Source organism: Pseudoalteromonas sp. BZA4 (genome assembly GCF_040104395.1).
Taxonomy (GTDB): Bacteria; Pseudomonadota; Gammaproteobacteria; order Enterobacterales; family Alteromonadaceae; genus Pseudoalteromonas.
This window is the reverse complement of the sequence record NZ_JBECOT010000093.1, coordinates 1-11103: the sequence shown is the minus strand read 5'-3', so window position 1 is coordinate 11103 and position 11103 is coordinate 1. Positions and strand designations below refer to the sequence as shown.

The following is an 11103-nucleotide window of genomic DNA, read 5'->3' as shown; positions in this document are numbered from 1 at the left end:
CCATGGCGCTTTTTAAACAAGATACATCTAAGTCAGCTAGTATGGCGAGGAAAAAGAAAATGGCAGGGCTAGACGATGATTACCGCTCAACCCTGTTAGAGTCTGGGATTAAAATGCGCTAGCCGTGCTATACTCTGCCCTATCTGCCTATAAACCTAACAAACCAATGATTAAACCAGTATTTTTCACTATCTGCCTATTTTGCTTACCGAGTGTTTTTGCCAAGCAAAGTATTATTTTTATAAACCCAGGTCATGCCGATACCAATGCCACAGGCCCGTTTTGGTTTGAAGTGTCGCAGTTGATGCGTGATGCTGCCAAAGACTTTAATCTCGAATTAACGATTCATTATGCCAACCGAAATCATATTGAAATGAAGTCATTAGTGGCTAAAGCGATAAAAGCAAAGCCAGACATGCTGATTTTAGTTGATGAGAAAAGTGTGCTTACCCAACAACTTTTAAGCTTAAAGCACATCTCTACGCCCATCTATTTTTTACTTAACCGCCCATCAGAACAAGAACTAAACCGTTTGATTGATCATGGTATTAATATCGCAGGTAGCGTTGTGCCCGATAACAAACAATCGGGTCAATTATTAGCTGAAAAACTGATTGAAAAAGCTCAGCACACGGCAAATATTCTCGCGATTAATGGTGATTACACCACTCATGCAGCACTTGATAGAGAGCAAGGTTTAGAGCAAAGTGTTCAAACGCATGATAATGCTAATATCACCGCTAAAACAGTTGCCAACTGGTCAGCAACACAAGCGTATCGCCAGAGTCTTGGCTACTTTAGCCATCAATCTAACATCAATATGGTTTGGGCTGCCAATGATGCCATGGCATTAGGGGCGATTGCAGCGCTTGATGAGTTAAATAAACGCAAAGATGTATTGGTTGGCGCAATAAATTGGCCACTCAGAGTTGTGGCAGAAAAAATAGACGTCACTATCGGCGGTCATGTCACACTAGGAGCTTTAGCTATAGTAAATGTTCATGATCTACTCAATAATTACGCAACCGGAACTATGCATCATGAAGTGGCCATTTTCAGCCAACATAGCGAACAAACGCTTAAGCTAGTTGAACAAATTCACAGTGATAACTTAGCAATTAACTTTCGCGTTTTCAGTAATGAGAATAAAAATGCCCTTCCCTTCAGTGTTGAATCACTTCTTTTAGAGGTAACCAATAGCAAACTGTAAAGGGCATTTACATTATTTATTGCTGAGCCATACAGCTTGGTATGGGGTTAGCGACATTGTTTGTGTTTGCTCAGTAATTTGCTCACCGCTGATCAAATCTCGCCATTGCTCTGTACCAATCAAATTTAAGTCGGCAAGCGTAAGCGTTTGCGGCTCGTCACTAATGTTATAAACACAAAACATACTTTGCGAACGGTTGATACTTTGTCGCCAAAAACCAAAGAGCCCTTCGCTTAAATGTAACGTATATTGCGTCGCATTAGGGTGAAATGCACTTTGCGCCTTACGAATAGCCATTAGGTTTTTCATCGCTTTAAACACAGTACGATGATGGGCATTTTCATTACTCAGCTTTGCTAGTAAATCTGACTCTTGCCAGCGGTGTCGGTTAATCGCTCGGTTATGTTGGCTGTTTTCAAAGCGTTCATAATCATTGGTGGTACCGAGTAAGCTATGAATATACAAACCTGGAATACCTTCAAGCGCAAACATAATGGCATGCGCACATAAAAAGCGTGCAACACCCCATTTATCTGGGCCTTTATGGGTACCTTGCAACGCATCAAATAAGGCAATGTTTAACTCATATGGGGTATTGGTGCCATCTGGGGCGGTACGTAATGAAACTTTTCCGCCAAATTTCGCAGTCGTATTCACCATTTCGGCAATTTCACTTTGCTCCAACAAGCCTTCAACGGGGCGCAAGCCAATGCCATCATGAGATGCGATAAAGTTAAAGTATGCCGTTCCTTCTTGAGGAGGTGGCATACTCATCATCCAATGTTTTAATGCGGTTCTGTCACCACTGAGTAAAGTGTGTAATAACAGCGGTGGTAATGAGAAGTTATAAATACAATGCGCTTCGTTGGCATTACCAAAGTACGATAGGTTTTCGCGGTTCGGGATATTAGTTTCTGTGATAATAATTACATTAGGCTCAAAATGCTCAATAAGGGTGCGAAGCAGCCTGATCACTTCGTGTGTCTCAGGCAGGTTAATGCAGCGGGTATTGAGTTTTTTCCATAAAAAAGCCACCGCATCAAGGCGGAATATACGCACACCGTTATCTAAATAATGACGAATAATGCTGACAAATTCATTGAGCACATCTGGGTTAGCAAAATCAAAGTCGACTTGGTCATGACTAAAGGTACACCACACATGTTGCAAACCGTCTTTAGTTTCAACCGCCTGTAAAAGGGGTGATGTTCTCGGGCGAACAACTTGCACAAGGTCATCACTCTGGCTTGCCGTTTTAAAATACCCTTTTCCCGGCTCTTTGCCCTGAATAAAATTTTTAAACCAAACACTGCGGCTAGAGCAATGGTTGATCACCAAATCTGCCATCAACCTGACATCCCCTGAAATATCACGGATATGCTGCCAACTACCTAACGCTTCATTCACTTGCACATAGTTCATTACCGCGAAGCCTTCATCTGAGCTATATGGGTAAAACGGCAAGATGTGCAGTGCATTAAGTTCAGGTAAGCATTGGTTTTTTACAAAGCGATGTAACGTTTGCAAAGGCGGCTCTTCAGGCTTAGCAACGGCTTCATCCGTATTAGCATGACGAATAATCGAATCACCGTAAGCAATTAAAATCATATCTTGCTCATCCCAACGGTTTTTATGCGGCGTTGGGTCTCGAACAGGATCATCACCTAACATGGTATTGATTAATCTGTCTGCGAGTTGTTCAAGCGTTGTTGATAGCTCAACTTCGCTGTAGATGCAGGTTAAATGCTGAATAACCCTTTGTTGCAAAAGCTCTAAAGTCACGTGCCTTCCCCGTTAAATATATTCTTTGTTATCAAGCTCTACGGCTTCTTCTAAGCGAGCAAACACCTCTGGCATTGCCGAAGCTACTCGGTTCCAACTCGGCACAAAGGGTGCTTCCATTGGGTTTTCTAAAAAGTGCTGACCTGCATTCATAATATTTTGAGCAAACATTTCAACGGCTTTTTCTTCATGATGAATATCAAGTGTTAAGCCATTCATTAACGCATCGTTGTGATAAGTTTCAATAAAATCGAGTGCAATACGGTAATAGGTTGCCTTTAATGAGCGAATCGTTTCTGTCGTAAAAGTCACCCCTTGGGTAGCCAGCTTTCTAAATAAAGCTTTGGTGATATCAATCGACATTTTCGACAAACCCGCCGCTTGGTTTTCTAGCGATAAGTCTTGGTGTTTGTGATCATAGTTATCAGCAATATCGACCTGACATAAACGGTTATGCGAGTAGTTGCGATACATCTCTGATAACACGCCAATTTCGAGACCCCAGTCACTTGGAATACGAATATCGTTGAGTACATCACGGCGGAATGAAAACTCACCCGCTAGCGGGTAACGAAACGAATCCATGTATTCTAAATAATCGTTGCTGCCTAAAATTGTTTTAAATGAACGCAATAATGGGGTTACCAGCAAACGTGACACGCGACCATTAATTTTGCCCTCAGCGGTGCGCGGGTAAAAGCCTTTACAAAATTCATAGTTAAAACGAGGGTGAGCAACAGGGTAAATTAGGCGTGCTAAAAGTGCTCTGTCGTAAGTCAAAATATCGCAGTCATGCAGTGCAATTGACTCTACTTTTGAGGTTGCCAGCTTATAACCCATGCAATACCAAACATTGCGACCTTTACCTAGCTCTCGTGGCGCAACGCCCAATTTTTGTAGTTCTTTATCGAGCGCTTGTAAACGCGGGCCATCATTCCAAAGTACCTTATGAGGCTGATCAAGCTCCGCAAAAAACTGCAGTGCATGGCGATATTGGCTTTCATCAGCGCGATCTAGACCAATGGTAATTTGCGATAAATAAGGCACATGTTTCAGCTCAGCAATAATATTTTGCAGAGCGGGTCCTTCTAACTCGCTGTAAAGCGAGGGCAAAATCAGGCCCATTGGGCGTTGTTTTGAAAAGCCCAACAACTCTTTTTCTAGTTCTTCTACTGGGCGGTCAGCAATATTGTGTAAGGTCGTGATAATGCCATTTTGATAAAAATCAGCCATGAGATTGCTCCTGTTTTGCTGCAAAACGCGCTTTGATGATAGTTAACGCAGAAACTTCTTGAACCCAACCAGCTGGGGCTGGTTTTTCGCTGAGCTGCCATGCTTTTTGTAATATTTGTGATTGTACTTGGCTGCCAGGGTTATTGATTAAAATAGCGGTGTCGGCCGCTTTTAGCATGGCTACATCGTTTTGACTGTCGCCAAGGGCTATCACAGTAAATGGATTGCGATAGGCTTTTTTGAACTGATTTAACAGCCACTTTTGTGCAAGCCCTTTGTTGTTACCTTTGGTTAAATGAATAAAACGGCCGCCAACAAGCACTTCGTAGCCTGCTTGGCTCATTGCATCTATCAAACCTTGCTTTTCTTCCTCACTACCCGAAAAACAAACCGGATCTGAGTACTGTCTTTGTAAAGCTAGTTCACTCTTATCAACGGGGAGTCCTGTTAATTCAGCTATTTCTTGTGCACTAAATTGGCTAAACAAACGTACACAATGACTAAATTGGCTCGCATATTGTTTAAGATCGTCATGCAATTTATCGGTACTTTGCGTCATGGCAAAGCGCCAATAACCTTTATATTCATCACAGCCAATCGGCTTTACTTTGAAATAGTCTTTCGGGATATAAACAGCAGCACCATTTTCCACAATAAAGGGCTGGTGATGATCCAAACCTTTTTGAATATCAGTGACTTCAGCAAAGGTTTTGCTGGTGTTAAAAATCACATTGACACCGGTATCATTCAACTTTGCCAAAAATGGTTTGATCACCTCACATTCGTAACTATCGTGATCGAGCAATGTGCCGTCTAAGTCAGTAAAAATAAGTGGCTGAGCAATCTGGTCAGCGAGAAGTTCCATCTTGGTGATATCACGCTCGGTATCAAGCAATAATAACGCATCCACGCTGTGCGCAAGAGTGGCTAAGTTTTCCCGCGTAATACGTTCAAAATGAGAGATAAAACGCTTTAAACTCACTTCGTCAAACGTGCCCTGCCCCTGGCCTTTTTTGGCAATTAGTTTATGCTCTTGCTCTAAGCGCCACGCATACACATCTTCAAATGAAGGCGCTTTTAGCATAATGGTGTAATCGGCCATTGCGAATACATTTTGATATTCATTCGCTAAGCAACTATTTACGCAGCGACGCCAAATGCCGTCGGCATCTTCTAGTTGCTCTAATTCATTTACCGGAGTTTGCAGTTGATAAGGCTGCTGAGGTGTACTGGCTACACACCAGCCTTCAAAAAACACGATATCAATCGGCTTTTGATTACTAGACCACTGCTCTTTTGGCACTGGATCATCAGTTAGTTTATCAAATTGAGGTAATGGCACTTCCACTTTACCTGCCAACAAAGCTGATAAGGTTTGTTCCATTAATTGCGTATCATGCGTACCCGGTACACCACGACTCGCAAACAAAGGATGAACATCTTTAGCAAGCTCGTTGCGTGCATCACGACTTAAATAAAAGTCATCGATTGATAATGACACGCTATTAAATTCGGTATTGCTATTAACCCAGGTCACTAAGAAATCAGCGAGGGTCGTTTTACCTGACCCTTGGCAGCCGTTAATCGCCACCAGCATAGGTTGGCCGGTCATTTTTGCGCTTAAGATATCGTGCGCGAGGGGTATAAAAAACTGCTCACTTAAGTATTGATACTTGAGTGGTAACTGATGCTTCGCTAAAAACGGGGTAATATCCACAACATTTGCCTCTTGCATAATCGCTCCTACCAGTATGACATAGAGATAAATGCAGTTAGTAGACCAGTTTTATAATTCCTTATTTTTTAAATGGTTACAAAAAAAGCGCATATTTAATGCGCTTTTTTGGTGCAATATTCAAGCAGTTTTTAAGTTCTAATCAGCTTGTTGCACTGCTTTGGGGAGAACAGCATTTAAGATAATCCCCAAAATTGCGCATAAGCTCACACCTTGCAAACTAAACTCATCACCACCGATATGCATACCACCAATACCAAACACTAAAATCAGTGCGATGATAGTCAAGTTGCGAGGCGCTGTAAGGTCTTCACCTGATTTTACTAAGGTATTTAAACCAACAACGGCGATAGAGCCAAATAGTAAAATCATGATGCCGCCCATCACAGGTACCGGAATCGTTTGTAAACCAGCACCCATTTTTGCCACAAACGCCAGCACAATAGCGATGATTGCGGTCCAAAGCATCACTCGAGGGTTGAAGTTACGTGTAAGCATTACCGCCCCCGTTACTTCAGAGTACGTTGTATTAGGTGGACCACCAAAAACCGATGCCGCAGAAGTTGCTAAGCCATCACCCAGTAAAGTACGGTGTAAACCCGGTTTCTTTAAATAGTCTTTACCTGTTACTTGGCTAATAGCCATCATGTCGCCAATATGTTCAATTGCTGGTGCAATGGCCACAGGCACCATAAACAAAATAGCTTGCCATTTAAACTCAGGATAAGTAAATGCCGGTACCGCAAACCAGTTTGCTTCGGTGACCGCATTAAATTCAACAATACCTATAAATAAAGAAGCAAGGTAACCTGCTACCACACCAGCAAGAATAGGAATAAGTTTAAATACACCTTTACCCCATACCGCAAAAATCAGCGTAACCAGTAATGATAAACCAGAAACCCAAATTGCTTGCTCATAAGGAACTAATTGCGCACTGCCATCCCCTGCTTTACCCATTGCCATATTCACAGCGACTGGGGCTAAGGCTAGACCAATCACCATGATCACAGGGCCAACAACCACAGGCGGTAACACCTTGTGCAGCGCATTCACGCCTTTAAATTTTACTATCAAGCTAAGCGCAAAATAGCAAAAGCCTGCCACCATCAAACCGCCCATTGTTGCGGGAATGCCCCACATTTGTACCGAGGCGATAATAGGTGCGATGAAAGCAAAAGACGATGCTAAAAAGATAGGAACTTGGCCTTTAGTAACCACATGAAACAGCAAGGTTCCTAAGCCTGCGGTAAATAAAGCCACATTGGGATCAAGGCCTGTTAGTAACGGCACAAGTACTAGTGCGCCAAATGCTACAAACAGCATTTGCGCGCCAGTTAGAATAGTTTTTAACGAAAATGTTTGATGGTTTTCCACGTGAGCGCCTTACACTGTGCCAAAAATCTTGTCACCGGCATCTCCTAAGCCTGGAATGATATATCCTTTTTCGTTTAAATGACTGTCTAAAGATGCTGTGAAAATTTCAACATCTGGGTGGGCTGCAAGGGTTTTTTCTACGCCTTCTGGTGCTGCTACTAATACAATCACTTTAATATCTTTACAGCCTGCTTTTTTAAGCATATCGATAGTTGCAATCATTGAACCACCGGTTGCAAGCATTGGGTCAATAACAAGGCTTAAACGCTCATCAATTTTACCAACCAGTTTTTCAAAATAAGGCACTGGCTCCAATGTTTCTTCGTTACGCTGAAGACCAACAACACTTACTTTTGCAGCAGGTAATAACTGCATAACACCATCCATCATACCAAGGCCGGCACGTAGAATAGGCACAACAGTAATTTTTTTACCTTTGATATGTTCTACATCTAATGTTGAACCATCCCACCCTGTGATTTGAACACTTTCTAATGGTAGGTTTTTTGTTGCTTCGTAAGTAAGCAAAGTACCTACTTCAGACGACAGCTCACGAAAACTTTTAGTACTAATACCTTCTGCACGCATAAGGCCAAGTTTGTGTTGAACTAACGGATGAGTAATTACATGGATAGACATAAGTAGAACCTAAATGAGATAAATTACGCCTATTTTAGCGCAAAATAGTCTTCTCGACTGCAAAAAATGCATGTTCATCGCATTAATTCTTTGAATTGGTCTAAAATTACACTATCAGCTGCAAATATTAATTTTTTTGCAACAACACGCACCGGCAATGTTTAACATTTTATTTATTTTGGGCCGCAGTAATGAAAACGTTTATCTTCACTTCGATACTACTTTTGTGTATTTGCCTACCGGTCCACAGTGAAACACTCGATATTCAAGTTATGGCAGACTTTGTTCCGCAAGATGGCGGTAACCCTGAAAATGAGGCCACCACGTTTTTGCTGGCTGCCGCAGCTGAATTAGGCGATGAAATCAGCCTACATTTTATACCTGCAAGCCGCTTAAGAGAGTGGCAGCAATTAAGAAAAATGAACAATGTTTGCTTGTACAATAAATTAAAAACCCCAGAGCGTGAAGCTCATGCTGTGTTTAGTCAGTACCCTCTGATGGCATTTCCTTCAAATAAACTGGTGGTATTTAATAAGCCCACCATTCCAGACGCCATTACCCTATTACAAGCTATCTATTACTACGACTTAACAATAGGTGTCACCAAAGGTCGTTCATACTCAGAAGAGATTGATAAGTTTGTCCGTTTAAATGATGAGCACTTTTTTATACTCGATGGGGCAACAAATGCACCAAGGCTCGGGCAAATGTTATTTCAAAATAAAATTGATGCCGTTTTAGAATACCAAACTGTATTTAGCAACCGTTATAAACGAGCTCCGGGACTGAGTAGTATTCGTTATATAAACCTTAAACCAGAAAAAGCCGCCGTGTTTGGTTATATTGCTTGTTCACCAACAGAGGTCGGCAAACAAGCAATTGCGCTATTCGATAAAGCGCTTAAAACAGAAAAGGTACGCACATTAATTAGTGAGCGCCTAATGGAGTTATTTCACGAAGGTGAAAACACACAAATTGTAAATGCCTTCAATGCAGCGTTTGAGCACTAAGCCGATAAAATCTGCTCCATTACCCAACTTGTATGAAGTGCGCTCTCACCAGTTGATGGATGAGGTTGCTGAGCATGAAAATAGTTCGCCATATTTTCAACATGATATTGTTGAATATGTGCAGGGTTATCAATTACGAACTCTTGTTTGCCCTGTGCGTTGTTAAGCACAATCGGTTTTTCGTCAAACACACTAAAGCTAAGCTCGCCTTCACTGCCATAAATCATCACATCATCAAAACGATTTGCTGAAGCAAAGTTCCAGCTCCCGGTGCCGGTAACACCAGATTGATGCTGCCAGTGCGCGGTAATAGCATCGAATGCTGAATATAAGTCTTGTTGATTAGCACATAAACCATGCACCTTACTAAAGTCACCTAAAAGGTAGGCAAGTAAATCAAGACCATGGCTGGCTAAATCGTCGAAGTAACCTCCTCGTGCCACGTTTTGATCTGTGCGCCAGTTGTACTCACCCGATAAATCAAGAGCGTTAGGAGCTTTACTTAAATGCCAACTAACATGACGAGGCTTACCAATCGCACCTTGTTCTAATAACTGTTTAACGTGATTAAAGCGTGGTAATGAACGGCGATAATAAGCCACAAATAGCGGCTGTTTAGCCTCTTTAAACGCTGCGACAATATCAAGGCTGTCTTGATAACTTGGCGCCAGTGGCTTTTCAATACAACACGGTTTACCTGCCGCAGCAACCTCAAGAGCATACGCTTTATGGCTATCTGGCGGCGTGGCAATATACACTGCATCAACACTGTTATCGTTAATTAATTCGCTTGGCGATGCGAACACCTTTGCGACATTATGGCGTTTAGCGTAATCATGGGCTTTTTCTAGGTCGCGACGTGTCACCCCAATAAGCGCAATACCTTCTGCTTGTTGATAAGCAGGGCCGCTTTTCACTTCGGTTACAGCACCGCAGCCGATAATGGCAAATCGCATTGGCTTATTCATTATTAATCCTTTATTTTTAAGTAAGTTACAAATTGCTGCTGCATGTAGCCGTTTATTTTTGCATGTTCAGGGCTCCAACCTGCTAAAAAGCGATAAAAATCGCTCCATGCGTAACACCAAAGCGCTCGCCAACTGCTAACAACATGCGCTGGGTTTACATTCGGTTGATAACGTTTTAGTGCCTGTGTGAGGGTGTCAAAATAGCGATTTAAATAGTCATCGGCAACTGATTTTAATGCCGTATCATTAAAGCAACTGCCTAAAAAACACATGACATCAATCACCCCAACACCCTTGCCAACATATTGAAAATCATAGCCAAGAACATGCTGGTTTTGTGGCGCAATCGCAAAATTGGCAAGCTTAGCATCGCCATGAATTAACGTTTGATATGGTGACTCACTCAGCGCTATATCAATAGCGTGTGCCTGCGCTTTTAAGCTTAAATCACTCATGCGTTGTAGCTCATCAGGCCGCGTTGCTAAATGCCAATAACTACCTCGCGGCCAAAGGCCATCGGCAGAACTTGCTAAATGAAAAGCATGAAAGTGTGCAAGCCAGTTTATAATTGCTTGAATATCACTGTGTGTAGCACTAGCTTGCTGGTAGCCAAGTGCACTGAAATCACTAAATAACAGCGCTTGCTTACTGCCCTCTTGTATTGCCTCAATACAGTGGATAGCCGCAGCTTCATGGGGTAATTGCTCTGCGTAATGCCGATACCAATTAAATTCGACTAAGTAAGATTGGCGCTTTCTGGCAAGCGCAAAATCACTTTGTTTTATACGACTATGATTGATCTGGCTAGGCACTTCAATCGCTTTAATTACCGCAGCAGCACCATTCATTTGGCAACGAATAATCTCACCGCATCCACTCCATACTGATGCAGCTTGCTGTAGCTCTGTAATATTTGAAAAGTGACAAGTAACGAATTGCCTAAGATCCATAACGCTCTGTAATTTATATAAACCGATGGCAATGGTAGGTGATATTGGCTATTGGCACAACGGCCTATTGGCAGTAAAAGATCCACCTTCTAAAGAAGGTGGCTTTGCATTAGCCCCCTAGAAGGGGGCGTTGTTTACTGCAGTGTTAACTGCGCCTGCTCTTGCACCTCTTCCTTTTCTTGGTGCCTGACATACCGTC

At 42.3% G+C, this 11103-nt stretch carries 9 protein-coding genes and 1 pseudogene; 3 read left to right on the top strand and 7 right to left on the bottom strand.

Annotation, left to right across the window (positions count from 1 at the left end; all coding sequences use genetic code 11):
* Together ABMY41_RS20605 and ABMY41_RS20600 are read left to right on the top strand one after the other, a co-directional pair.
* Window positions 1-122 (top strand): annotated as a pseudogene (locus tag ABMY41_RS20605) (ISAs1 family transposase); the annotation flags it as partial.
* Between the two features lie 44 nt (window positions 123-166).
* Complete coding sequence (locus tag ABMY41_RS20600; RefSeq protein WP_349276106.1) at window positions 167-1210, top strand: ABC transporter substrate-binding protein; 1044 nt, start codon at window positions 167-169, stop codon at window positions 1208-1210.
* Window positions 1211-1222: 12 nt separating this feature from the next.
* Here ABMY41_RS20600 and ABMY41_RS20595 read toward each other — a convergent pair whose 3' ends face one another.
* The 5 genes from ABMY41_RS20595 to upp all read right to left on the bottom strand — a co-directional run bounded on the left by ABMY41_RS20595 (window position 1223) and on the right by upp (window position 7976).
* On the bottom strand, window positions 1223-2992 hold the full coding sequence (locus ABMY41_RS20595) for a sugar phosphorylase (protein WP_349276104.1): 1770 nt from the start codon (window positions 2990-2992) through the stop codon (window positions 1223-1225).
* A 12-nt stretch (window positions 2993-3004) separates the two neighbouring features.
* Window positions 3005-4225 (bottom strand): hypothetical protein, encoded by a 1221-nt coding sequence (locus tag ABMY41_RS20590; RefSeq protein WP_054562434.1) that lies wholly within the window; start codon window positions 4223-4225, stop codon window positions 3005-3007.
* Entirely contained in the window at window positions 4218-5960 is a 1743-nt protein-coding gene (locus tag ABMY41_RS20585) for an HAD-IIB family hydrolase (RefSeq protein ID WP_349276102.1), read from the bottom strand. Before ABMY41_RS20585 ends, ABMY41_RS20590 begins: the two co-directional genes overlap by 8 nt.
* Window positions 5961-6098: 138 nt before the next feature.
* Window positions 6099-7337, bottom strand: a complete 1239-nt coding sequence (locus ABMY41_RS20580; protein WP_054562436.1) for a uracil-xanthine permease family protein — start codon at window positions 7335-7337, stop codon at window positions 6099-6101.
* Between the two features lie 9 nt (window positions 7338-7346).
* Window positions 7347-7976 carry a uracil phosphoribosyltransferase gene (gene upp, locus ABMY41_RS20575; protein WP_054562437.1) on the bottom strand — a complete coding sequence of 210 codons (630 nt, stop codon included), beginning with the start codon at window positions 7974-7976 and terminating at the stop codon, window positions 7347-7349.
* Between the two features lie 191 nt (window positions 7977-8167).
* Here upp and ABMY41_RS20570 point away from each other — a divergent pair, with 191 nt between their 5' ends.
* Complete coding sequence (locus tag ABMY41_RS20570; RefSeq protein ID WP_349276099.1) at window positions 8168-8986, top strand: ABC transporter substrate-binding protein; 819 nt, start codon at window positions 8168-8170, stop codon at window positions 8984-8986.
* Here ABMY41_RS20570 and ABMY41_RS20565 read toward each other — a convergent pair.
* Complete coding sequence (locus tag ABMY41_RS20565) at window positions 8983-9954, bottom strand: Gfo/Idh/MocA family oxidoreductase (protein WP_349276097.1); 972 nt, start codon at window positions 9952-9954, stop codon at window positions 8983-8985. The genes ABMY41_RS20570 and ABMY41_RS20565 overlap by 4 nt on opposite strands.
* Before the next feature lie 2 nt (window positions 9955-9956).
* Window positions 9957-10904 carry a phosphotransferase gene (locus tag ABMY41_RS20560; protein ID WP_349276095.1) on the bottom strand — a complete coding sequence of 316 codons (948 nt, stop codon included), beginning with the start codon at window positions 10902-10904 and terminating at the stop codon, window positions 9957-9959.
* Window positions 10905-11103: the final 199 nt, after the last annotated feature.

What these genes read in the sequence shown, in the direction of transcription:
- ABMY41_RS20600 (WP_349276106.1), top strand. Translation starts at nt 167, where the DNA reads ATGATTAAACCAGTATTTTTCACTATCTGCCTATTTTGCTTACCGAGT.
- ABMY41_RS20590 (WP_054562434.1), bottom strand. Translation starts at nt 4,225, where the DNA reads ATGGCTGATTTTTATCAAAATGGCATTATCACGACCTTACACAATATT.
- ABMY41_RS20585 (WP_349276102.1), bottom strand. Translation starts at nt 5,960, where the DNA reads ATGCAAGAGGCAAATGTTGTGGATATTACCCCGTTTTTAGCGAAGCAT.
- upp (WP_054562437.1), bottom strand. Translation starts at nt 7,976, where the DNA reads ATGTCTATCCATGTAATTACTCATCCGTTAGTTCAACACAAACTTGGC.
- ABMY41_RS20570 (WP_349276099.1), top strand. Translation starts at nt 8,168, where the DNA reads ATGAAAACGTTTATCTTCACTTCGATACTACTTTTGTGTATTTGCCTA.
- ABMY41_RS20565 (WP_349276097.1), bottom strand. Translation starts at nt 9,954, where the DNA reads ATGAATAAGCCAATGCGATTTGCCATTATCGGCTGCGGTGCTGTAACC.
- ABMY41_RS20560 (WP_349276095.1), bottom strand. Translation starts at nt 10,904, where the DNA reads ATGGATCTTAGGCAATTCGTTACTTGTCACTTTTCAAATATTACAGAG.